The sequence below is a fragment of the Micromonospora sp. NBC_01796 genome (genome assembly GCF_035917455.1).
Taxonomy (GTDB): domain Bacteria; phylum Actinomycetota; class Actinomycetes; order Mycobacteriales; family Micromonosporaceae; genus Micromonospora_G.
On record NZ_CP109078.1, the window covers coordinates 7,522,025 to 7,545,999 of the forward strand.

A 23,975-nucleotide genomic window follows, 5' to 3' on the forward strand; every position below is an offset into this window, starting at 1 on the left:
TCGGCAGCCCCGACGGCATAACTGTCGTCTTCATCGGATATCGGACCAAAGCCGCGAGCGCTGAGGTCAGGTGATCGGCTTGGCGCCGTACCCGTGGCGCATCCGGAACTTCATCGGATCGGTTCCGGTCGCGGCCACGTGCTCGACGAGCAGAGATCTCAGCGCCTCCGGAATGTCGGCCCGCTGCGGGCTGGTCCATTCGAGGGAGGTGAACAGTTCCGCGGCGCCGTCGAGTTGGTTCGGGTTCAGCGTCGCCGACGTCAACCCGTCGAAGATCGCCTCGGTTGGCTCGGCCAGCAGGATGCGCTGCGGCGTGAGCTCGTACCAGGGGGTGCCGTTCGTTCCGTCCGCGCTCGTCCGGCGAGGTGGGAAGCCGGCCCAGGCGACGAGGTTTCGGATGCGTTCGCCGGCATCGGGGTACACCCGGGCCGCCAGGTCGGCGAGTCTTTCCTCCGCGCCGGCTTCTCGCAGCGACACCGCCTCGGCCGCCTCGGCGAGGGGCTGCGGCGCGGCGTGCACCCAGGCGGTGCGACGCTCCTCGTCGTCAGCCGCTCGACGGGCCAACAACTGCTGAACCTCCCGCGACCGGCGCAAACCGTGGTCGGCCAGCCAGTCGGTCAGGCCGGGACCGTCACGTAGCTCGGCGTCGCAATTACCGAGGCCCCTCAGGCCGGTCTGGTGGTGCAGGGTCCACCGGGCGAGTTCGCGGCCGGACGGGTCCGACACGAGGATCGTCGGCCATCCCCTGCACCGGCAGTGGTCGCCGGTGCCGCCGTCCACGATGGCCAGCAGCCGGGCCAGATCGGCGATCTCGCTTCCGGAAACCACGATCCGGGCGGCGTCGGTGCGCCGCAGTTCGTCCGGGGACGACTCGATGATCAGCACTTCGGCTGCCTCGGCCAGCACACGTTCCAGCAACGCGGTGGTAGGAGCTTCGCCGTCGGTTGTCGGTGTGTCGGCCACGGCGGGGAGCGTACCGTCCGTTCCGCGACCGGAACGAGCCGAGCGTCGACGCGTTCCGGTCCGGTTGACGACCTCGATCATGGCTGTGCCGGGTGGAGCAGCACCAGGGTCGGGGCATTCAGCGCCCGACCCCGGTGCTGGTCCGCGAGCCGATGACGGCCCGTGTCCGGAACTAATCGTCCAGCGGCGAGCCGGTTGGGCTCAGGTACCGGGCCGGACCGTCTCCACCGAAGCTCCACCACCGGAACTTGGTGCTCGTTCCGCTCAGCGCGACCGAGTCGCGGCGCTCGACGGTGTTCGTGCGGAAGACGAGCGACGCCGTCGAGGTCACGTCCGGCCGCGTCGGGGTGAAGCGCACCGACACGGTGCAGGTGTGGCCCGGAGCGATCGTGCGGCCCGAGCACTGGTCACGGTCGACCCGGAACACGTCCCGGTCACGATCGGCACGGGACACGTCCCGCGCTTCCGGACTCGTCCCCTCGACGTCGGTCGAGAAGATCTGCAGCGCCTTGTCGCCGGTGTTGGTGACGGTGACGCTCCGCACCTGACCGATCGGACCCACCGGCTGTGCGGTGAACACCGGGGTCTCGGCGGAGAACTTCGGTCCGGCGGCGGCCGGCGGCCCGACCTGGATGGTTTTCGAGGTGGTGACCGGCGCGAGCGAGGCGCCGTCGGTGTACTGCCGCATCGAATCGTTCGTCACGGAGACCGTCACCGAACCGCGGCGCAGTGCGGTCAGCGTCCGGGTCTGCGGGTCGAGGATCGCGACCTTGCCGGCGCGGCCGGCATCGGCGACAGCCTCGGCGCCGGTGCCGATCGCCAGGCTCGACGATCCGCTCCAGTGCACGGACATCGGGTACCGCAGAGGTACGACGCGCGAGCCGGTGGAGACTCCCTGGGGCTGGACGATGCTGCCGCTGAGCTGCGCCGCCTTGCCGAGGTCGAGCGTCTCCGGCGCGTTCAGCGTGATCGACTGCGCGAAGGCCCGTACGTCGGCCTCCAGCCACTGCTGGTCCGCGTTGCGCCGGCTGTCCACCGACCAGTCCACCCAACCGGTGAAACCGCCCCGGTCCGGCGTGCCGTACGGGTCCTTGCCCGACGACGGCAGCACGACGTACGGGACACCCTCGACGCGGTGGACGTCGGCGATCTGGGCGTGGGAGCCGAACATGACCGCCCCCTTGCCGGTCTGGTCGCGGAAGTCCGTGAGCAGCTTCTCGACGAGTGCCGCCTCGTCACGGTCACCGAGCTGGCTGGACTTCGTCTCGGCCGGGTCGTCCACCGGGTGGTGGGCGGCCACCACGACGTTGCGTACCGACGGGTCACGCTTGGCGTCGTCGAGCGCCTTCTTCATCATCGGCAGTTGCTCCCAGGCCGTGCCGCGCAGCGTGCCCAGGGAACTGGCCAGCAGGATGAACCGGGTGCCCTTGTGATCGAACGTCCGGTACGGCTGCCCGAACTCGGCCTTGAACGCCGACAGGTCCGACTGGGTGTTGTTCAGCCCGTAGGACTCGTGGTTGCCCGGGACGTAGTAGCAGGGCACCTTGCCGGTACGCGGGTCAGGCGTGCTGTGCTCGGCCGGCTCCTGTCCGACCGGGATCAGATCGCACCCCGCGTCGGTCAGCACCTGCCGCGCCAACGCGAGATCCTGCGGCAGGCCGCGGTCGGTGATGTCGCCGTTGAGGATCACCAGGTCCGGCCCGGTCTGGCGAATCCGCTGCAGAGCGGCACGGGCGACCTCGGCCAGGCCCGGGTTGTCCGCGGTGAACTGCACGTCCGACAACGAGGCGAAGGTCCAGGTGCCCGCGCCCCGGGGCAGCGAACCGTCGGTCGACACGAGTGGGTCCGACAGCAGGTCGGCCTGCGCCGGAAGCTCGATCGACGTGGGGACGTCGGCCTCGATGCGGTCGAGGACGAACGTACCGGCGTGCTGCTGGGGCACGCTGGTGTTGATTCCCTGGAAGCTCGAGATCGAGATCGGGAACACCGTGTTGGCGGGCAGCGTGAACGTGGCGTTCTGCCAGTCGTCGCTGGCCACCAGCGCCGTACCGTAGATTCCCGAACCCTTGCCGTTGGCGTCGCTGTAGCCCAGGTAGGTCAGCCCGCTCGGCACGGCGATGCTCGACTTGATCCGTACGCGTACGCGCAGCGGCTGACCCGGCACCGTCACCCGGTTGTCCGCGGAGGTCGCGGCGATGCCGACATTGCGCATCGCACCGAAGTCGATCTTGAGACCGTCGGGGTCCTTGGCGAACGTGGTCGCCGCGGTGCTGTTGTTGCGCCACCGTGCGAGTACGTCGTCGTCGAAGTCGTACACCGACAGGTTCTGCACGCCGATCGTGATCGGCAACTGCACCGATCTGCCCGCGACGGAGATGGTCAGGACCGTGCCGGCGGCCTTCAGCGGCGTGATCTGCAGCTTGCCGGCGGACGGCTGGACGTCGACGACACTGTGGTCGTAGTCGAGCGTGAGGTCGGCCGGGTCGATCGGAGCGGTGTACCCCTGGTCGTCCCGGCCGGTGACGCTCACCGTGGCCGCGGCGTCGGGCGTGACGTCGGCGATGGAGAGGCGACCGGTCGAGAGTTCCACCCTGTCGAGCTTGCCGAGCACGTCGACCTTGGTCGAGGCGACCGTACGGCCGACGGTGGCGGTGACCGAGATCGAGCCGGAAGCGCGCGACGGGGCCTGCAGCACGCCGGACTTCACGGTCGTGCCGACGGCGTGCCAACCGACCGACTTCGGATTCACCGCGACGGGGGTCTCGTGGTTGTCGAGCCCCTGGGCGAGCAGGGTGCGGTGCAGCCCGGGGAAGACCTTCACATCCCCGTCGCCGGACAGCCCTGCTGCGGCCGGCTTGATCAGGAGCTGGTGGAGCCTGCCGTCGCCCGGTGCGACGAACACCCCGACGCCGTTCGGGTCGTTGCGCTCCTGGCCGTCGGACGGCACGTTGCGTACGGTCGCGTCGGTGCCGCCCAGCGCACGGGCGACCATCGTCGTGGAGCCACCGCCGTCGAGGTTGACCGCCGTCTCCACCCCCAGAGCGGCGAGGTCGCGCGCCTCCTTGTCGATGCCGACCCCGCCCTTGCCGGTGCCACCCGGACCATCCCAGGTGGCGAGTACGAGGGTGCGACCACCGTCCTTGAACCCGAGTGCCGTACGCGGCGCGATCGAGGTGTCCAGACCGGGGACGACCTTGCCGCCGGACACGATCGTCCCGCCGTCACCGAGGGCGAACTTCATCGTTTTCGCCACGTCGTTCGACAGCGAGTACGTCAGCGCGACCGGGTCGCCCGGCTGCAGCGCGCGCAGCGCGGTCGCCGCGGCGTCCCGACCGACGAGCACAAAACTGTCGTCCGGGATCGCGCCCGAGCCTGCCGGTCCGGTCGGCGCGACGGAGACGACCTTGCCGCCGGAGACGAGGACCTCGGCGATCCGGCTGGCGTCGACCCCGGTGAACCCGCGGTTGCGGCTGTAGGTTCCCCAAACCGGGGTGAAGGCGACCAGCCCGTCAACGGGTACCCCGGCACCGTTGGCGGCATTGAGCGAAAGGATCTGGTGATCCGTACCGGCGAAGTTCGCGCTCGAGTCGACCGCGAGGTCAACGAGCTGAGCGATTCCGTCCCGGCTGACCCCGACGTGTTGCCGTCCGCCGATGTCGGCCGTCTTCAGCAACTCGCCGTTCTGGATCTCGCCACCGAGCGCCGCGTTGCTGTTGCCGATGTCGAAGAACTCGCCGTTGACGCCGGCCACGGCGCCCGCCTTGTTGGCCGCGACGCTCAACGGGCCGCCCGACGCGACCGGGCCCGCGGTCAGCAGATCCGTGCTGACCGCACTGTTCGACAGGTCCACCGTCAGGAACTGGCTGTCGTACCAACCGCTCTGATCCAGCGCCTTGATGTGCTGGAGACCGATTCCCGGACCGATCTTCTCGTTCGTGTTGACCAGCGGAAGCCCGCCGGTGACGGGTGCGTCCGACTGGCTCGGATGGGCCTCCGCAACCGCTGGCGCCGCCAGCAGGGTGACCGCCGTGGCGAGCACGCCCACCAACGGCGTGACACGCCTGAGGGTTAAGACCTTCGATCTCACTTGGATCCTCGACTCGATAGACAGCGGGCGACGAGGCCGCTTTGTGCCCCGCTCGGCGCGGGGATCGAGTCGACGCTAATGATCTTGATGGAATCCGAGATGAATCAGCTTTGACCAGCCAATGAATGTCCGAGGAGAGACGGTTCGACCCGTACGCCACGGACTCGCGGCCAGGTCAGCGGCTCCCGGTGCTCTCAAGCTCGGCGAGGAACCTTCCCACCGTGCCCCTGCGGTGCGCCTCGTCGGCGACGGACTCACCGACGATCCGGCCGGCCAGGTCCACCGCGAGCGAGCCGATCTCGGTCCGCAGCGCCCGCACGGTCGTCTGGCGGTCGGCGGCAAGCTGCTCCCTGCCGGCCGCCATGGTCCGGTCCGACTCCTGCCGCGCCTCGGCCAGGACGGTCTGCCGGATGCTTTCGACCTCGGCACGCGCCTCGTTCCGGATCCGAGCAGCGTCGGTACGCGCCTCGGCCAGCTCGGCCCGATACCGGTCCAGCAACTGCTCCGCCTCCGCCCGCGTCGCCTCGGCCCGTCTGACGCCACCCTCGATGGCCTCGACCCGGGCATCGAAGGTCTGCTCCATCCGCGGGAAGACGTACTTCATCAGGACAAAGCACACGATCCCGAACGCGACCGCCCCGACCACAACCTCCTGCCAGATCGGGATCATAGGTTTGCGCTCGACTACCGCAAGGACGGTGTACATCGGATGCCCCCCGATCGAAACAGCCGCTGACGCGGCGAGATCAAGTTCAATACGATACGCAACAACCGGTCGATTCGCGTTCCCGTAATCCGGCGCAGGATCGTGCGCGTGGTTCAGGACCGGGGCGGTTGCGCGAGCATGCGCTCCACCTGGTCGAACTGCTGCCAGGCGAACGACTCGTGCCCGTCCTCGTCGCTCATGTCACTGGGCCTGAGTTGGGTCATCCTGCCGCTTGCCGCCCGGCAGATCCACGACCGTGCCGGGACCGCACGTCACACTTCGCGGCGCCGGCTCGTCCTCAACGAAACAACGAGGGAGAGCTGATGTTCGCCGCTTACGTTACGGTCACCATCCTCACGTCGGTCTTCAACGGCATCGCCGCCGTCACCTACCTGATCGGCCACGACTATCCGAAGGCCCAGGCGGACATGAAGCGGGTGCCACGGTCCTGGGTACCGGTGTTGGGCATGTTGCTGGCGGCGGGTTCGCTGGGGCTGTTGGCCGGGTTCGCCGTGCCACTGCTGGGAACCCTCGCCGCCGCTGGTCTCGTGCTGTACTTCGTCGGCGCGCTCCTCGCGCACCTGCGAGTGGGTTCCCGCCAGCTCGTGGGCGGGGCCGTGTTCTTCGCCGCCGCGGTGGCCGCACTCACCCTGAACGTGACCTACCACTGGTGAGACGCGGTCACGCCGCGGGTGCCGGTCAGGGGATCCGGGCGACCGCCCCGTACATGCAGATGTCGAGGGGGTCCGGAACGCGGTCGCCGGGGGCGGGCCGCCACTCGCCGACCGGGACGACGCCCGGGTCGACCAGTTCCAGGTCGGTGAAGAACCGGGCGAACTCGTCCCGGCTGCGGGGCCGGCTCTGCCCGCCGCTGGCGGCGTTGGCGTGCTCCAGCGCCGCGACGGTCGCCGCCGGTACGCCGTCGTAGGTGCCGTGGGACATGACGACGTAGCTGCCCGACGGCAACGCGTCGACCACCCGGGCGACGACCCCGTACGGGTCCTCGAAGTCGCGTACGAAGTGCAGGATCGCCACCAGCATCAGCCCGACCGGCTCACGCAGGTCCAGGGTGTCGTGCAGCTCCGGGGCGTCGAGGATCGAGGCGGGGTCACGCAGGTCCCGTTCGATGTACGCGCCCTTGCCCTCCGGCGAGGAGGTCAGCAGTGCCCGGGCGTGGGCCATGACGAGCGGGTCGTTGTCGACGTAGACGATCCGCGACTGCGGTGCGATCCGCTGTGCGACCTCGTGGGTGTTGTCGGCCGTGGGCAGGCCGGTGCCGATGTCGAGGAACTGGCGGATGCCGACCTCACCGGCCAGGAACCCCACCGCCCGCTGCAGGAACCTGCGGTTCTCCCGGGCGGCCTGCATGGCCGTCGGGAACACGGCCGCCACCTGGTCGCCCGACTCACGATCGACGGCGAAGTTGTCCTTGCCGCCGAGCCAGTAGTTGTACCGGCGGGCGGGATGCACCACACTGGTGTCGATCTTGTTGACCGGACTGGTCGTGTCGCTCACGGCACCTCCAACGGAGTCGGTTCCCGGTCGGGCCGGGCGGCGGCGGACCGGTTCGGACGGCAAGCCGACGCGCGACCGACCGACCACAGTGGGACGAGCCACCCGCCCGATTATGGGCCACGGCGAGTGACGCGTCGGCAGGCAGGGCAACGGTTTCCGTCCGTGACGGCGTACTGCCAGGTCGGTACGGGAACCACCCGACGGGTTCCGGATCCCGGCCGCCATATTCGGGTCGACCGACGGCCACCGAGTGGCTGCCGACATCCGTACGGCTGTCATGATGCTGCGCATGACTGGCGGGCTCGGCCGAATCCTCATCTCCCACGCCCCCGACGATCCGACGCACACCGATGCCGTACGGGATCTCTGGATCCTGCTGCGGGCCGGGGGTCTCGACGCGGGGCTGCTCTCGGGGCCGGCGGAGCTGGCCGCCGCCGAGCTGGACTCGGCCGATGTGGTGCTGCTGATCGGCTCGCCGCTCTACCGTCGGGTCGCCGCCGGGGACGATCCGGCGGGCGGCGCCCACCCGGAGCTGTGGCGGGCGGCCCGGGCGATCAGGGACCTGGTCGAGGGGGACGAGAAGTCCGCCGCCGCCGTGCTGCCGGTGGTGCTGCCGGGCGGTACGGTGCGCGACCTGCCGGCCTTCCTGTCCGCGCACGGCGGTCCGCTGCACCGGCTGCGGGCGCTGAGCAGACGCGGGGTCGCCGCCCTGGTCGCGGAACTGCACCGACGGTGCGGGACGGTGGATCCCACCTCCCACCACGAGCTGCGGCTGGAGGTGAGCGTGGCGCAGGGACGGCTGCGCGGCACCGCGACCCTCGCCGGGACCCCGTTGTGTCAACGAGACGAGCCGCTGCCCTTCGGCCGCGACGAGGTCTGGTCGCTGTTGGACCTGCCGGACGCGGAGTCCCGGCTGGCGCGGCTGGGACAGCGGCTGTCGGCGGCACTGTTCGACGCCGACTCCCTCGACCAGCTCACCACCCTCGTCACCAACGCCGACGACGGCACGGTGATCGATGTCGTGATCGACGCCGACGGTCCGGCCCACGAGCTGCCGTTCGAGCTGATCCGCCTCACCGACCAGCGGGTGCTCGCCACCGTCGAGGGCGTGCGCCTCATCCGGACCGTCGCGGGCGTACCGGCGGCACCCCAGCCGCCGACCCCCGGACCGTTGAAGATCCTCGTCGCGGTCGGCGCACCCGAACACACCGAGAACCCACCGCTGGACATCGAGGCCGAGATGCAGGCCATCGTCGGCGTCATCGGTGGGCTCGGCCGGGTGGAGGTGACGATCCTCGAGGTGGCCGGACCGCAGGAGATCGCCGACGCACTGCGGCGGGACGCGTACCACGTCCTGCACCTGTCGGCGCACGGGTCTCCGTACGGGGTCGAGTTGGAGGACCGGGACGGCAACGCCGTCGAGGTCCAGGCGGAGGATCTCGTACGCGCGCTGCGCCGCGCCGGCCGGCCGGTCCCCCTGATCGTGCTGTCCAGCTGCGACGGGGCGGCCGACGCCGACACCGGGCTCGCGACGACGCTGCTGCGACACGGCGCGAACCGTGTCATCGCGATGCAGACCTCGGTCAGCGACGCGTACGCCACCCGGCTGCTCACGCGCGTCTACGGGGCGCTCGCCGAGGAGAACGTCCCGGTCGCGGCGGCACTCGCGCAGGCCCGGTCGGAGTTGTTCGACGAGGTGGTGGAGGCCGACTCGTCCGGGCGACCCGAGTACGCCGTACCGACCCTGTTCGCCACCACCGACGGCCCGCTCTGGGACGCCACGGTGTTGCCCGTGCCGCTGAGCAATCCGACCGAACTTCCCACCGGTGCCGGCGTACGGGAACTGCTCCTCGGCGAACTGGTCGGCCGGCGGGCGCAACTGCGGACCGTCACCGGGACACTGCGCGACGAGGTCCCGGCCACCGGGCAGTCCTCACTGGTCAACGGGGTGCTGCTGACCGGTGTCGCGGGAATCGGGAAGACCGCTCTCGCCGGCCGGGCCATCAACCGGCTGCGCGACGACATCGAGGACCCGTGGTCCGTCGTCGTGCACACCGGCTCCTGGAACCCGCCGCAGCTCATCGAGGACACGGCGGCCACGACGGCCGGGGCTGGCATCGGGGACCGCGTCGACCAGTCGGCCGCGCTGGCGGCGATCACCGACGCGTTGCGTACCCATCGTCTGTTGATCGTCTTCGACGACTTCGAGCAGAACCTGACCCTCGGCGGCGACGCCTTCCTCGACCCGGGTTTCGCGGAGGTCTTCGGCGAGCTGTGCCGGGCGGCGGAACGCGGAAAGCTCCTGGTGACCAGCCGGTATCCGATCCCGGCCCCGGTGCCGCTGCTGCGCGTCGAGATGCCGCCGCTGAGCGACGCCGAACTGCGCCGGTTGCTGCTGAGGCTGCCGGCACTGCGGGAACTCCCCTACTCCGACCGCGAGACGGTGGTACGGACCGTCGGCGGACACCCCCGGCTGGTCGAGTTCGTCGACGCCCTCCTGCGCGGCAGGGCCGGCAAGGCGCGGCTGCCCGAGGTGACCGAGCGTCTGCGCAGACTCGCCAGGCAGGAAAGCGTCACGCTCGCCCGATCGGCCGCGGACGCACCCGACGCGACCGAGGCGACCCGGCAGGCGGTCGCGCTCGCGGCCCGCGACATGCTGCTCGGGGAGCTGCTGGACCTGTTGACCCCGGCGGAACACGAGACGCTGCTGCAGGCCGCGGTGATCCGCGTACGGGTGTCCGGGGACGACCTCGCGTTCGCCGTACACGATCGGGAGCCCTCCGACGACGACCGCGCCGAGGTGACCGCGCAGCTCGACCGGCTCCTCGGCCTCACGCTGGTCATCTCCAGCGACGACGAGGTGGTCATGGAGTCCTGGGTGGCGGAGGCCCTGACCCATCTGCAGGGCCCGGAGCACCTGCACCGGCACGACCGGGCCACCAGGATGTACCAGCGGATCATGCAGGCCGGTCGGGCCGACTTCCAGACCCTCACCGAGGTCGTCCACCACCTCCGGACCGCCGGCCGGTTCGACGGGCTGGCCACGTTCACCGAGGCGCTGCTGCCGGGCCTCGGCGGGGAACTGACCGTCGCGGCCTTCCTCGGCGACGTCACCCCCGGCTTCCCCACCGACCACCCCGCCTACCTCGACCTGCTCGGCCGGGAACGGGACGCCCTCGAGGCCAGCGGCAGCACCGCCGCGGCGGCGGTCAAGGGAGAAGAGGTGCTCACCCTCGTCGCCGGCATCGCCGACGCCGAGCCAGACAACACGCAGGCGCAGGTGGCGCTCAGCTCCGCGCTGGACGGTCAGGGGCGGCTGATGCGTCGCCTCGGCCGCACCGCCGAGGCGCGCGACCACTACGAGAACGCCCTGGCCGTCGACCTGCGTCTCTGCGAGGCTGACCCGGACGACCCGCAGTACCAGCGCAACCTCGGCCTGAGCTATCAGAAGATCGCGCAACTGGCACTGGACCGCGCCGAGGTCCGATCCGCGCGCGAGGCGGCGGACCGGTCGCTGCAGATCCGGCGGCGACTGGTCGACGCCGACCCCGACAACGAGGTGCTGCACTACGACCTGGCCGTCTGCCTCGGCGTACTCGCCGCCGTGTGCCGCGCCGACGGCGACACCGGGCAGGCCCGGGAACTGGGCGCACAGGCGCTGGTGGTGTGGCGCCGACTGACGCTGGCCGACGCCGACAACCAGGATCTGCTGGGCAACCTGCTCGACGGTGTGAGCGCCCTGGCCGACACCATCGGCTTCCTCGGCGACGACGCCGAACAGGCCCGGGAACTCACCGCCGAGGCGGCGACGATCGCCGACCGGCTGGCGACGGCGGACCCCGGCAACATCGCCTACCAGCGCGGGCTGCTCACCTCCCACTGGCGGCTCGGCGACATGGACCTCAGCGTCGACGACCTCGCCTGCGCCCGGGAACACTTCGAGAGCGCACTGTCGCTGGCCGAGCGGCTGGCCGACACCGACCCCGACAGCGTCGACGGGCAGTGCGACCTGGCCACGGCCTTCCGCCGGATGGCCGACTACACCGCCGCGAACGGACAGCCGGAGGAGGTGCGCGGGAATCTCGAACGGTCGCTGGAGATCACGCAGGGCCTCGTGCACCGGTTCCCGCGCAACGGCGGGTTCCACCGCGACCTGGCACGATCCTGCGAACGCCTCGCCGACTGGGTACGCGACGCCGGAGACCCCGATCTCGCGGGCACCCTTTTCCGGCAGGCGCTGGCACACTGGCGACGGCGGGCCACCCTCGATCCGGAGGACCTCGGCGCCCGGCTGGCGCAGGCCGACCTGAATCACCGCATCGCCGAGTTGGAGCAGGCCGCGGGCCACCCGGGGCGGGCGCGCAGGCGGTGGCAGGCGGCGCTTGTGCTCGCCCGGGAGGTTCACGCCGAAGCCCCGACCGAGGAGCACCGAACCAGGGTCGCGCTCTACCAGGCGAGACTGGACTGACCGTACCGTCCGGTGTCTCGGGCGTATCGCCGGCTCGGGGCGTCGCCGGGACGTTGCCCCGAGCCGGCCGTCAGCCGTTCGGTTCGGTCCTCAGAGATGCGGAATCTCGTGGTTGGCCTGGAAAAGACCGCCGGGGTCCACCGTCCTGCGAATCTCGATCAACCTCTGCCAGGTCGAGGCGTCGTAACCGGTCGACGGGTCCACCGGCTCCTCCTGGAAGTTCAGGTACTCCCGCCCGCGCGAGTACGGCGCCATCGCCTCGATCACCCGCTCGCAGTCGGCGATGGTCTGCTTGGCCAATTGTCAGATCCTGCGGGCCGAGGGACCCGGCCAACTGCTCGTTGCCTTCACCGCCGCCGCCGGCAGCCGCGCCGCCGCACAGTTGCGCGGGCTCGGGACCGTACGCGCCGATCCGCCGGTCCGGCGGCACCCGCACGCCCCCGTGCGGGTGGGACGGATGTCCGGCCGCACCCGAACCTCGTGAACACCGAGCCCGGCTGGACGGTGGCGGGTTACCCGGCAACGGTTCGGGACCGCGCGCAGGGCTGATCGGCTGTTCGCCCACCCGGTGCGGGACCGTACAGTGCCGTCCGTGATCGCAGATCTTGCCCGACGTGGGCGACGCCGTCCCCCCGCGCTGCTCGCTCTCGGGCTGGTCACGCTCGGCGTCGGCAGCTCCACGGCGGTGGCGGTGCCGTTCCTCTCGCTGTTCCTGAGCACGGCCGTGCACGCCGGTCCGGTCCGGATCACGGTGTTCCTGATCGTCACCCCGATCGCGGGTGTGGTCGCGTCGACCCTCGTCGGGCGGTTGTCCGACCGGCGGCCCGTCCGGCGGGCACTGCTGATCGCGACGGCGGTGGCGGGCGTGGTCGGCATGGGACTGGCCGCCTTCGTACGCGACTACTGGATCCTGCTCGCGCAGGCGGTGACCGCGACGGCACTGGCCGGGGCGCTGTTCCCGCAGACGTTCGCGTACGCCCGCGAACTGTTGATCCGCGACGGCGCCGGCCGGGCCGCGATGGGAACCAACGCCCTGCGTACGGTGTTCTCCCTGGCCTGGGTGGCCGGCCCTCCGCTGGCCGCGTTCCTGCTTGACGCCGGCGGTTTCACCTACCTGTACGGGATAGCCGCGCTCATGTACGCGGTCGTGGCACTGGTCGCGGTCTTCTGGCTCGACGAACTCGACCCGCCCGCCGCACCAACCATGCCGACCACGCCGACCGCTCCCGACGGCGAACCCGCCCCCGCCGTTCCCGGCACGGTCGAGGCATCGCGGAGGACCGTGCTGCTGACAGCGGTCGCGTTCACGATGCTGCAGTGTCCGTTGACCCTGAGCCTGCAGACCCTGCCGTTGTTCGTCGGCGGCAACCTCAACGGCGACCTCGACGACGCCGGCCTCATCCTCGGGCTCTGCGCCGCGCTGGAGATCCCGCTGATGCTCGGCCTCGGCGTGCTGACCACCCGGTTCCCCCTGCGACTGCTGGTGCTCGTCGGGGCAGGGTCCGGTGTGGCGTACCACGTCTGCGCGGCGGTCTCGGGGAGCGTGTCGACGCTGGCGGTCGCCCAGATCCTCAACGCGGCCTTCATCGCGGCGGTTTCCGGGCTGGGCATCTCCTACATGCAGGACCTGCTGCCCCGGCAGCCGGGGCGGGCCACGACCCTGTTCACGAACACGTTCCCGATCGGAGCGATCCTGGCCGGTCCGCTGTTCGGGCTGGCCCAGCACTTCGGCCTGCGGCTCGCGTACGGGATCGGGACGGGCCTGTGCGCCGCCGGCCTGCTGATCCTGTTGATCATCCGACCCCCGGCCCTCCGGACGGGGCAACCCGCGTCCTGACAGTTGGCGGCTCGCCCGAAACACGCCTCATTCCGGGTATCGCTCTGCGTCCACATCGGTCATTCGCGTACGCACCACCCGTGCTTCCCGCGTTTCGGTGGCAGCGGGGCCATACCGGTCCAGTGCGGGAACGGATTTGTGCTGGCCAATGGGCTGAATCGACCGCGCCCACTCCCCCTCGACCGAACCCGTTGGACCTTCGGCAGAGGTCACCGAGACGGTCGTACGACCGGGGTGGCCGTCCGTACGACCCGTCACCCACCGTGTGGATGACCATAATCCGCCCAATATCTGCCCGAATGCTGCCCGTGAACGTGTCTTGATCAGCAACAGAGATCCACCGAACATGATCGAAGTCGTCGTGGGGACGTCCATCGATCGTTGGGTTCGCTCCCACACGACCGGTGGCACCGGACATCCCGGAGCTGCCTCTGTCGGTGCTCCGATTTGTTCGGGTCACCGAAAAGTGGGGAGGAAAGAGTGTCAGTACGACAAACACGCCGAGGCGGGGGTCGATTCAGACTCCGGTCATCGGTCGCCATCCTGGCGGCCGTTGTCCTCGGTGTCACGGCCCAACCGGCGTACGCGGCGCCCGCCGCGCCCAGCGCCACCGTCGACGCCCAGGTGCTCAAGGAGATCAGCACCAAGGGCAGCACCAGCTTCATGGTGTTCCTGCGCGAGCAGGCCAAACTGGACGGTGCCGCCAAGCTGCGCGACAGCGACGCCAAGGCCGTCGAGGTGCACCGGCAGCTCACCGGCACCGCCGCGCGAACCCAGAGCGGGCTGCGCGCCGACCTCGACGCGAGGAAGGCGGAGTACACGGCGTACTGGATCGCCAACGCGCTCCAGGTGCGCGGCGACAAGGCCCTGGTCGACTCGATCGCCGCCCGTGACGAGGTGGCCCGGATCGAGCCGGTCCACATCTACCCGCTGATCAAGCCGACGCCGAGCAAGACGACCGCCAAGGCCGAACCGAACGCGGTCGAGTGGGGCCTGAGCAACATCGAGGCGCCCCGGGTCTGGTCCGAGTACGGCGACCGCGGCGAGGGCATCGTCGTGGCCAACATCGACACCGGCGTCCAGTACGACCACCCGGCCGTCGTCGGTCAGTACCGCGGCAACCTCGGCAACGGCAGCTTCGACCACAACTACAACTGGTTCGACCCGGCCAGCGTCTGCGCCAACGACACCCCGTGCGACAACATCGACCACGGTACGCACACCATGGGCACGATGGTCGGTGACGACGGTGCCGGCAACCAGATCGGTGTCGCGCCCGGCGCCAAGTGGATCGCCGCGAAGGGCTGCGAGAACCAGCTCGGTTGCTCCGAGACCTCGCTGCTCGCCGCCGGTCAGTGGGTGCTCGCCCCGACCGACCTCAACGGCCAGAACCCCCGGCCCGACCTGCACCCGGACGTGGTCAACAACTCCTGGGGCGGTGGCCAGGGCGACCCCTGGTACGAGCAGACGATCGTGGCCTGGCGGGCCGCCGGCATCTTCCCCAGCTTCAGCGCCGGCAACAGCGGCGAGGCGGGCTGCGGGTCGGCCAACTCCCCCGGTGACAGCCCGACCGCGTACGCGGTCGGCTCGTACGACGTGAACAACGCGATCTCGTACTTCTCCAGCCGCGGGCCCAGTGTCAGCGGTCTGACCAAGCCGAACGTCTCGGCGCCCGGCTCCAACGTGCGCTCCAGCGTTCCTGGCAACGGGTACGCGAACTTCAACGGCACCTCGATGGCCGCCCCGCACGTCTCCGGCGCCGTCGCGCTGATCTGGTCGGCGGCACCGACCCTGCGCGGCGACGTACCCGCCACCGAGGCGCTGCTCGACGACACCGCCACCGACGTGAACGCGCTCGAGTGCGGTGGCACGGTCGACGACAACAACGTCTTCGGCGAGGGTCGGCTCAACGCGTACCAGGCGGTCACCGCCGCACCGCGTGGCCCGGTCGGTCAGGCCACCGGCACCGTCACCAACAGTGCCACCGGGGCGGTCCTGGCCGGTGCGACCGTCACCGCCGGTCCGCGCCGCGCCACCACCGGCGCGGACGGCACCTACTCGCTGACCGTCGCGGCCGGCGAGCAGAGCGTCACCGCGAGCGCCTACGGCTACGCCGACCAGACCGTCACCCTGACGGTTCCCGAGGGCGGCGCGGTCACGAAGAACTTCGCGCTGGTCGAGACCCCGCCGGTGACCGTCACCGGCAAGGTCACCGACGGTTCCGGTCACGGCTGGCCGCTGTACGCCTCGATCGAGGTACCAGGGCGGCCGGGCGGGCCGGTGTTCACCGACCCGAGCACCGGCACGTACTCGTTCACCGTGCCGGGCAACACCGCCTACAAGGTCAAGACGACCGCCCGCTACCCCGGCTACCGGCAGGTGGAGACCACGCTGGAACTCGGCGTCGGAGCCACCACGGCGAACATCTCGGTGCCGGTCGACCCGGGCTGCACCGTCGCCGGCTACTCCCCCTCGGTCGGCGACCCGCTGCTGACCCAGTCCTTCGACGGCACCTCCGCCCCCGAGGGTTGGTCGGTGGTCAACCGGACCGACGGCGGCGGCTGGACGTTCGTCGACGAGGGGAGCCGGGGCAACCTGACCGGCGGCACCGGCGGCTTCGCCATCGTCGACAGCGACCACCTCGGCAACGGCCCGACGCAGGACACCGACCTGCGCAGTCCGGTGCTGGACCTGACCGGGGTGAGCGCGCCGTACCTGAAGTTCAACAGCGACATGTGGTTGACCGGTGGCACCAACACCGCCGACATCGACGTCTCGACCGACGGCGGCGAGAACTGGACCAACGTCTGGCACCAGAGTGCCAGCCGGCGCGGTCCGGTCGTGGAGGAGGTACCGCTCACCCCGGCCGCCGGCAGCGCGAACGCGGTGATCCGGTTCCGGTACGCCGGCAGCTTCTCCTGGTGGTGGCAACTGGACAACCTCCAGCTGATCAACCGGATCTGCACCCCGATCCCGGGTGGCCTGGTCACCGGTTTCACCACCGACGCCAACACCGGCGCCGCGCTCAACGGTGCGACGGTGAGCAGCGTGGACCAGCCGCTGGACAAGGGCGTCTCGGTCGCGACGCCGGACGACCCGAACATCGGTGACGGGTTCTACTGGTTCTTCTCCAGCCTGACCGGCGCCCACTCGGTGAGTGCCGCGAAGGCGCCGTACCAGCCGTTGGCGAAGAGCGTCACGGTGGTCGCGAACGGAACCCGCAAGGCCGACTTCGCCCTGAAGTCGGGTCGGCTGACGATCGGGCCGGCCACGGTCGAGTCGCACCAGCCGTACGGCAGCACCCGTACCACCACGGTGACCGTCAAGAACACCGGTAGCGCCCCGGCCAACGTCGAGGTGCTCGAGCGGTCCGGTCAGTTCGAGCTGCTCTCCAAGCCGGGAGCGGCACTGACCGAGCGGTTGATGAAGGGGTTGACCCCGGCCCAGAACGGGGCCAGGTACCCCGGCGTCACCGGTGGGCCGGCCGCGGCCGGTCCGACCGCCGAGGGCGCGTGGAGCCGGATCGCCGACATGCCGTCGGCGATCTTCGACAACGCCGGTGCGACCGTGGGCGGCAAGGTCTACTCCTTCGGCGGTGCGAACGGCACCGGCACCGAGAAGAAGGCCTGGGTGTACGACCCGGAGAGCAACGCGTGGAGCAACCTGCCGGACCTGCCCACCGGGCGGGGGAAGTCGGCGGCCGCCGTGGCCGACGACAAGATCTACCTCCTCGGTGGTTGGAGCGAGAGCGGCGCGCCGGTCACCACGGTCGACGTGTTCGACCCGGCGACCGGTGCCTGGAGCACTCTCGACGCCACCAACCCGGCGGCCCGCGCGGCTGCCGGCACGGCGGTGATCGACGGCAAGGTCTACCTGGTCGGCGGCTGCGCCGACGGTGGTTGCACGCCGTCGGACAACGTGGTCGTCTTCGACCCCGCGTCGGGCAGCTTCACCACCGGTGCGAAGTACCCGCACAGCGTGGCGTGGATGTCCTGTGGCGGTATCGGCAGCAGCGCGTACTGCGCCGGTGGCGTGGCCGGTGGGACGTCGTACAAGGACGGGTTCTCCTACGACCCGGCCGCCGACGCCTGGACCGCGCTGCCCGAGTTGCCGATCGACCTGTGGGGCTCGCAGTACGCCGCCGCGGGTGGCCTCCTGGTGATCGCGGGTGGAGTGACCGGGAACTCGTCCGGGCTCACCAACCGGACCGTGGCCTACGACCCGGCCACGAACGCCTGGCAGGCACTGCCGAACGTCGGCTTCCCGGTCTACCGGGGTGCGCTGGCGTGCGGGGCGTACAAGCTGGGTGGTGCTCCGGCACCGGGAACTCCCGGCAAGGAGTCCGAGCGTCTCGGTGACCTCGGTGACTGCGACGGTGCGGGCGACGCGCCGTGGCTGGCCACCACGCCGGCGGACTTCACCCTGGCACCGGGTGCCTCGAAGAAGATCACGTTGACCCTGACCGCCACCGCGGAGAAGGGGATCGCCCAGCCCGGCACCTACCACTCGGACCTGGCCCTGCGTTCGGACACCCCGTACGCGGTACCGGCGGTCGACGTGGAACTGAACGTCTCGGCGCCGAACAACTGGGGCAAGGTCCAGGGCACGGTCACCGGCCAGACCTGCGACGGGGAACGCGTACCGGTCAAGGCGACCGTACGGCTGAACCTCGCCGACGGCGGCTACACCCTGAGCGCGGACGGCCAGGGGCACTATGCCTACTGGCTGCCGAAGGGCAAGTACCAGGTGATCGTGGCCAAGGACGGCTGGATCCCCGAGGTGCACCAGCAACAGATCCAGGCCGGCTTCGTGTCGACCCTGGACGTCACCCTCGATCCGGTCACGGCCTGCGACTCGCGTGTGGGCGGGATCTGATCACCTCTGATACCGGTGGCCGTCGACCCCTGCGGGTCGGCGGCCACCGCCGTGTCGGCATCAGCGGAGTCGACCGGGTGGTACAGCCTGCTGTACCACAACTGACTCGTTGGCTGGATCGCTCCCGGTGACGGCGGCTCCTAGCGTTGAGGCGCCCAATACGCCGATTCCACAGGGAGTGCGCCGTGCCCGATCCGTATCAATCCCCCGAAGCGCCCGTGACGCGTGAGCCCGTACCGGTGCCGAGCACACGGTACACAGTCATTCGACCCCTGCTCTGGCTGTTGCTCGCAATCAGCGTCGCCGCCAATGTGGTGGCCTCCGCCGCCGGCGCCAACCTGTTCGTCGGTTCCGGGTTCGGTCTGGCGGCGCTGGCCTGCGCCGCCGCGCTGATCGTCCACCACTACCGGAACCGGCGTCGATGACCACCAGTCCTCCGGTGGTACCCCAGGCTGTACCTCGTTTCGGGTGTCCACGGTAGAGACTCGACGAGAAGCGACTGATGGACTTCCTCATGAAGGTCGACAGCCCTTTCGAGGAGGACAACATGGTCGCGACAGAGAGTCCGGTGGCTATCGGTACGGGTCCCGGCGACAGCGGAATTCGCAATTGCATCCGCCGCCGTCCACTGCTCAGCTTCTTCGCGCTGGCGAATCTGTTGAGCTGGGTCGCCTGGATCCCGTACGTCCTATCGACCACCGGGCTGGGAGTGCTCGACTTCCGTTTCCCGACGATTCTCGGCACCACGCAGACCCTCGGCGTTCTACCCGGCGCCTACCTCGGCCCGATCACGGCGGCGTTCATCGTGACCGCGGTCGCCGACGGTAGGGCCGGGCTCCGCCGTTGGGTCGGGCGGATGTTGCGGTGGCGGATCGGCTGGCGGTGGTACCTGTCGGTCCTGATCGGCGTCCCCGCCGCCCTGACCATCACCTCCGTCGCACTGTCCGGCGGCTCCATCCAGGCGCCTCCCGCCACGGCACTCCTGGTCTACCTGCCGGTCCTCGTCCTACAGATGATCAGCACCGGCATCGCGGAGGAGCCCGGCTGGCGCGACTTCGCCACCATCGCCACCGCCCAGAACTCGACCCACGTTCTGTTGCTCACCTCCGCCGCCGGGGCGCTGGTACTGCTGATCGCGACCCGGGGACGGCTCGGCTACCGACCGGCCGTCGAATCCCCGACACGGGTCGTCGAATGAGCTGAGCGAGACGGCGCTACCCGCACGCCACCCCTGTTCGGTTCACGACCGGCGCGGGCGCACCGGCGGTGTCGTATGGTCTCCGGATCATCGAAATCTCCGATCCCCGCGAACCCTTCCGACCACGGAGGTACCGATGCCGAGTTCCGGCGCGTACGACATCCGCGACGGCACGCCCCCGGCCAGAGGGCAGCGCTGGCGAAAGGCGGTGAGCGTCCGCTCCCGAGCCGCCCTGGACGCCCTCGAACATCTCGTCGGCGGGCTGGGCACCGGGTTGCTGGCCCTGGTGACACTGATCTGTCTGGCTGTCGTCGCACTGTTGTGCCTGCTCGGCATCGGCCTGCTCCTGATACCGGTCGCGCTACGGGTGCTACGGGTCGTCGCCGACCGGGAACGCGCCCGGCTCTCCCGCTGGGGTCCGGAGATCATCGGCCCCGAACCGGTGCCGAACCGGCTGGGCGCCGTCGTGCGGGACCGCGCGGTCCGCAGGGAGCTGGGTTGGGTGGTGTGCCACGCGACCCTCGGGTTCATTCTCGGCCTGTCCGGGGCGACGCTGCCCCTGTACGTGGTGACCGACGGCACCCTCCCGTTGTGGTGGTACCTCGTACCACCATCGGAAGCCTCCGACACGCTGGCGCTCGTGCACGTGCACAACCTGCCCGGCGCGCTCGTGGTGAGCCTGATGGGCCTGGGATGGCTCGTCGTGCTGGTGACTCTCACCCCGTACATGGCCCGGCTGCAGGCGTGGCCCGGTCGACGCCTGCTGTCACCCGATCCCGGCACCGACCTGACCATCCGGGTCGCGCAACTGACCGCGACGCGGGCCGCCGCCCTGGACGCGCACGCCGCCGAGCTGCGGCGGATCGAGCGGTCGTTGCACGACGGCACCCAGAACCGGCTGGTCGCGGTCAACGTCCTGCTCGGCGCGGCGCGTCGTGCGCTGGCGCGTAACCCGTCCGACGCCGAGGCGATCATCGACCGCGCCCAGGACGCCGCCGAGCAGGCGCTCGCCGAGCTGCGCGCCGTCGTACGCACCATCCTGCCGCCGGTGCTGACCGATCGCAGCCTCGCCGACGCCCTCACCGCCCTGGCCGCGGACTGCCCGGTGACCTGCCGGGTGGACGCCGACGTGTCGGACCGGTGCGCCGCGACCGTCGAGGCGACGGCGTACTTCGTGGTCGCCGAGGCGCTCACCAACATCGCTCGGCACAGCGAGGCCAGGTACGCCACCGTTAAGCTTCGTCGCCGTGAGGACCAACTCGTTGTGCGGATCACCGACGACGGACGGGGTGGGGCCGACGAGCACGGCGGTTCGGGACTCGTCGGGATCCGCCGCCGGGTCGAAGCGCACGACGGGACGTTCGAGCTGGTCAGCCCGGTCGACGGTCCCACCGACCTGATGGTGAGGCTGCCATGCGGATTGTGATCGCCGAAGACGACCCGCTGCTGCGCGAGGGCCTCGCCCTGCTGCTGCGGGCGGAGTCCCTGGACGTGGTGGCCGCCACCGCAACGCCCGACGAGTTCCTGACCGCCATCGACGCACACGTTCCCGACGTGGCCATCGTCGACGTCCGGATGCCGCCGACACACACCGACGAGGGCATCGTGGCGGCCGTCGAGGCCCGGCGTCGGCAACCGGGGCTGGCCGTGCTGGTGCTGTCGGCGTACGTCGAGCAGGCTTTCGCCACCGACCTGCTCGCCCAGGGCAGCGCCCGCCTCGGCTACCTGCTCAAGGAGCGCGTCGGTCGGGTGCAGGAGTTCCTGGACGCGCTGCACCGGGTGGTGGACGGGGGAACCGCCATCGACCCGGACGTGGTCGCCCAACTGCTGGCCCGGACCCGACCGGCCACGCCGTTGGAACGGCTCAGCCCCCGGGAACATGACGTACTGGCGCTGATGGCCCAGGGGCTGGGGAACGGTGCCATCGCCGAACGGCTCGTCGTCACCGACGGCGCCGTACACAAGAACATCCGGAGCATCTTCGCCAAGCTCGACCTGGCGCCCACCGACCGCGCGGACCGCCGGGTCGCCGCGGTGCTGCGCTACCTCGAGGACGCCCGCCGCCGAGGCTGACGGCCGGCATCCAACAAACGTCCAGGAGACTCCCCGGGTTCTCCCACCCGGACCGCGCATCGTTGGACCTGCCGCGCCACCGCCCACCAGGTCGGGTGCGGTCTGACACCCCTGCCGGGTGATCCGCCGGCCCGTCGGCCGAGGAGCCCGGCTGATTCTTCATGCGCACATTGCGAGGGATGACGACCATGCCGAGTGAGAGTCGGAAGGAACGCGCCGCCGCGGCCCGCAGGGCAACCCAGCGCGCGAGGCACCGGGAGCGCCGGGTACGGCGACTGCTGACCGGCGCGGCGATCGGCCTGGTCGCGGCGGTCCTGGTGGCCGTCGGCCTGGTGGTCACGCTCGACCGACCGGACAACGGGGCAGCCGCGCAGACGATCCCGGCCACACCTCTCGCCACCGCCCAGGGACGCACTGACCAGCCGCCGTGGTCGGCACCCTCCGACGCCAGCACCCAGGTACGCGCCGCCGGGCTGCCCATGCTCGGCGCGGAGGGCACCGTCGAGCACATCCACGCCCACCTCGACGTCTTCGTCGACGGGCAGCCGGTCGTGGTGCCGGCGAACCTCGGCATAGACCAGTCCGCCGGGCAGATCAGCCCGTTGCACACCCACGACACCACCGGGGTGCTGCACATCGAGTCGCCGGTGCAGGCCGACTTCAGCCTGGGGCAGCTGTTCACCGAGTGGCAGGTGTCGCTGTCGGCCGACCAGATCGGCGGGCTCCACGCGGGTGACGGCAAGGTGCTCCAGGCGTACGTCAACGGCAAGCCCGCCACCGGAAACCCGGCGGGGATCATCCTGCACGCGCACGACGAGATCGCCGTTGTCTACGGCACCCCCGCGCAGCAGGCGGACCCGCCGTCGAGCTACGCCTTCCCGGCCGGGGAATAGCCCGAGGGCGTACCGGGGCCGCACCTGCCCCGCCCCCACGACCGGTCGGGCAGGTAGCGGGCCGCACCCGGCCTTCCGGGGAAACGATCCGACGGATCGTGTGCCGGGATGGCCGGGTGCGCCCCGGAGTGCTTGGCGGTTCCGCTTTCGGCCGAGGATTCGCCTGGCGGTGATCAGCCCAGGCAGGTGCCAACTTCCTGCCGAGCGTTCCCGCACGGCTGGTTTCCGCTGATGACGGTCTGGTCGTCGACCTTGACCGCGACATCCTTCGCGAACACACCGCCCGGTTTCTCGGCGGCACTGTTCTCGGTCACCTTGCTTCTGAACAGGGACACCTGTCCCCCTGCTACGGAGACGCCGCCGCCCTTCGACTCCGGGCCGAGCGCCTTGTTACGGCTGCTCTCGCTGTGCCGTACGAGTACCGTCGACCGCTCGGCGGAGATGCCGCCGCCGTCCCCGGCCGTGCTGTTCTCCACGACGGTGCTGTCGTCGACGGTGAGCAGACCCTGGACGGTCGAAATTCCGCCGCCGGCAACGTCCGAGGTGTTGTGGTCGATCGTGAGGTCGCGAAGGGTGATCGTGGCGTCCTTGTTGGCGACGCCGCCGCCAACCCTGGCGGTGTTGGCGGTGACCCTGGTTTGCCAGACCTTGGTCCGGGCGGCGTAGCTGGCGATACCGCCGCCCTCGCCCGCGGCGTTGTGGACGAAGGTGCTCTCGCTGATGTCGGCCGCGCCCTGGTAGTTCGCGAACCCGCCACCGAACCCGCCGGCACGGTTGTTGGTGAACTCCGTCCACTTCACCGTAAGGACACCCCCGTTGAGCAGGCCCCCACCCCTGCCCGCCCAACCTGCGGCGTTGTTGTCACGGAATGTGCCTTCGACGAGGGTCAGGTGGCCATCGTTGAAGATCCCACCGCCACCTCCCTCGGGGGCGAGCGCGGCGCTCTCGGTGATCGTGGTGCGCTCGACGACCGCGGTGCCGCCATGGTCGATCCGGATGCTGCCGCCGTCGGCGGCACGTCCGTTCGACAGGGTGAGATCGCTCAGCTTCAGCTCGCCACCATCCCGGACGGTGAAGAACCGGAATTCTTCGGACTTCGCGTCCCGCACGATGGTGGCGCCCTCACCCACGATGCTGATCGGTTGATATATCACCGGCAGGCCGGACCTGTCGCTGATCTTCTCGTCACCTCGGTCCACGACGGCGGCGAGGGTGTAGGTGCACTTCGACGCGAGTTTGAGATCGCCTCCGCCTGCGGCGTTGGCGAGCGCGATCGCGGCGACGAGCTCCCCCGCGTCACAGGGCACGGGCTTCACCTCGTGGGGCCCGTCGGGCGACGCACCCTCCGAATTCATGCCGG

16 protein-coding genes are annotated in these 23,975 nt (G+C 70.4%); 10 read left to right on the plus strand and 6 right to left on the minus strand.

Features of this window, described 5'->3' with window-relative positions:
• Positions 1 to 66: 66 nt before the first annotated feature.
• The 3 genes from OIE47_RS33370 to OIE47_RS33380 form a co-directional block, all read right to left on the minus strand.
• Positions 67 to 963, minus strand: a complete 897-nt coding sequence (locus OIE47_RS33370; protein ID WP_326558518.1) for a hypothetical protein — start codon at positions 961 to 963, stop codon at positions 67 to 69.
• A 172-nt stretch (positions 964 to 1,135) separates the two neighbouring features.
• A complete protein-coding gene (locus OIE47_RS33375) occupies positions 1,136 to 5,008 on the minus strand; it encodes a phosphodiester glycosidase family protein (protein WP_326558519.1) in 3,873 nt (1,290 codons plus the stop codon).
• 217 nt (positions 5,009 to 5,225) lie between these two features.
• Positions 5,226 to 5,756 (minus strand): F0F1 ATP synthase subunit B, encoded by a 531-nt coding sequence (locus OIE47_RS33380; protein WP_326558520.1) that lies wholly within the window; start codon positions 5,754 to 5,756, stop codon positions 5,226 to 5,228.
• A gap of 323 nt (positions 5,757 to 6,079) precedes the next feature.
• On the opposite strand from OIE47_RS33380, the gene OIE47_RS33385 reads away from it, so the two are divergent.
• Positions 6,080 to 6,430, plus strand: a complete 351-nt coding sequence (locus OIE47_RS33385) for a DoxX family protein (RefSeq protein WP_326558521.1) — start codon at positions 6,080 to 6,082, stop codon at positions 6,428 to 6,430.
• Positions 6,431 to 6,455: 25 nt separating this feature from the next.
• Here the strand turns inward: OIE47_RS33385 and OIE47_RS33390 are convergent, their stop codons facing one another.
• Entirely contained in the window at positions 6,456 to 7,271 is an 816-nt protein-coding gene (locus OIE47_RS33390) for an SAM-dependent methyltransferase (RefSeq protein WP_326558522.1), read from the minus strand.
• Positions 7,272 to 7,560: 289 nt separating this feature from the next.
• Between OIE47_RS33390 and OIE47_RS33395 the strand changes: the two genes are divergently transcribed.
• Positions 7,561 to 11,739 (plus strand): CHAT domain-containing protein, encoded by a 4,179-nt coding sequence (locus OIE47_RS33395; RefSeq protein ID WP_326558523.1) that lies wholly within the window; start codon positions 7,561 to 7,563, stop codon positions 11,737 to 11,739.
• Between the two features lie 90 nt (positions 11,740 to 11,829).
• On the opposite strand, the gene OIE47_RS33400 is transcribed toward OIE47_RS33395, so the two are convergent.
• Positions 11,830 to 12,039, minus strand: a complete 210-nt coding sequence (locus OIE47_RS33400) for a hypothetical protein (protein ID WP_326558524.1) — start codon at positions 12,037 to 12,039, stop codon at positions 11,830 to 11,832.
• Between OIE47_RS33400 and OIE47_RS33405 the strand changes: the two genes are divergently transcribed.
• The 8 genes from OIE47_RS33405 (at position 12,032) to OIE47_RS33440 (ending at position 22,615) form a co-directional block, all read left to right on the plus strand.
• Positions 12,032 to 12,223, plus strand: coding sequence for a hypothetical protein (locus tag OIE47_RS33405; protein ID WP_326558525.1), 192 nt, complete (start codon positions 12,032 to 12,034; stop codon positions 12,221 to 12,223). The two genes, OIE47_RS33400 and OIE47_RS33405, sit on opposite strands and share 8 nt — an antisense overlap.
• Before the next feature lie 108 nt (positions 12,224 to 12,331).
• Positions 12,332 to 13,576 (plus strand): sugar efflux transporter, encoded by a 1,245-nt coding sequence (locus OIE47_RS33410; RefSeq protein ID WP_326558526.1) that lies wholly within the window; start codon positions 12,332 to 12,334, stop codon positions 13,574 to 13,576.
• Between the two features lie 480 nt (positions 13,577 to 14,056).
• Entirely contained in the window at positions 14,057 to 18,451 is a 4,395-nt protein-coding gene (locus OIE47_RS33415; protein ID WP_442792019.1) for a S8 family serine peptidase, read from the plus strand.
• 284 nt (positions 18,452 to 18,735) lie between these two features.
• Complete coding sequence (locus tag OIE47_RS33420; protein ID WP_326558527.1) at positions 18,736 to 18,876, plus strand: hypothetical protein; 141 nt, start codon at positions 18,736 to 18,738, stop codon at positions 18,874 to 18,876.
• A 77-nt stretch (positions 18,877 to 18,953) separates the two neighbouring features.
• Complete coding sequence (locus tag OIE47_RS33425) at positions 18,954 to 19,649, plus strand: hypothetical protein (protein ID WP_326558528.1); 696 nt, start codon at positions 18,954 to 18,956, stop codon at positions 19,647 to 19,649.
• A 136-nt stretch (positions 19,650 to 19,785) separates the two neighbouring features.
• Entirely contained in the window at positions 19,786 to 21,075 is a 1,290-nt protein-coding gene (locus OIE47_RS33430; protein WP_326558529.1) for a sensor histidine kinase, read from the plus strand.
• Positions 21,063 to 21,722 carry a response regulator transcription factor gene (locus OIE47_RS33435; protein WP_326558530.1) on the plus strand — a complete coding sequence of 220 codons (660 nt, stop codon included), beginning with the start codon at positions 21,063 to 21,065 and terminating at the stop codon, positions 21,720 to 21,722. Before OIE47_RS33430 ends, OIE47_RS33435 begins: the two co-directional genes overlap by 13 nt.
• 188 nt (positions 21,723 to 21,910) lie before the next feature.
• Positions 21,911 to 22,615 (plus strand): hypothetical protein, encoded by a 705-nt coding sequence (locus OIE47_RS33440; protein WP_326558531.1) that lies wholly within the window; start codon positions 21,911 to 21,913, stop codon positions 22,613 to 22,615.
• Positions 22,616 to 22,788: 173 nt separating this feature from the next.
• Here the strand turns inward: OIE47_RS33440 and OIE47_RS33445 are convergent, their stop codons facing one another.
• Positions 22,789 to 23,922 (minus strand): right-handed parallel beta-helix repeat-containing protein, encoded by a 1,134-nt coding sequence (locus OIE47_RS33445; RefSeq protein ID WP_326558532.1) that lies wholly within the window; start codon positions 23,920 to 23,922, stop codon positions 22,789 to 22,791.
• Positions 23,923 to 23,975 lie beyond the last annotated feature (53 nt).

Excerpts from the sequence above, each read along its gene's own strand:
- OIE47_RS33435 (WP_326558530.1), top strand. The coding sequence starts at position 21,063 with ATGCGGATTGTGATCGCCGAAGACGACCCGCTGCTGCGCGAGGGCCTC.
- OIE47_RS33440 (WP_326558531.1), top strand. The coding sequence starts at position 21,911 with ATGCCGAGTGAGAGTCGGAAGGAACGCGCCGCCGCGGCCCGCAGGGCA.
- OIE47_RS33395 (WP_326558523.1), top strand. The coding sequence starts at position 7,561 with ATGACTGGCGGGCTCGGCCGAATCCTCATCTCCCACGCCCCCGACGAT.
- OIE47_RS33385 (WP_326558521.1), top strand. The coding sequence starts at position 6,080 with ATGTTCGCCGCTTACGTTACGGTCACCATCCTCACGTCGGTCTTCAAC.
- OIE47_RS33425 (WP_326558528.1), top strand. The coding sequence starts at position 18,954 with ATGGACTTCCTCATGAAGGTCGACAGCCCTTTCGAGGAGGACAACATG.
- OIE47_RS33430 (WP_326558529.1), top strand. The coding sequence starts at position 19,786 with ATGCCGAGTTCCGGCGCGTACGACATCCGCGACGGCACGCCCCCGGCC.
- OIE47_RS33380 (WP_326558520.1), bottom strand. The coding sequence starts at position 5,756 with ATGTACACCGTCCTTGCGGTAGTCGAGCGCAAACCTATGATCCCGATC.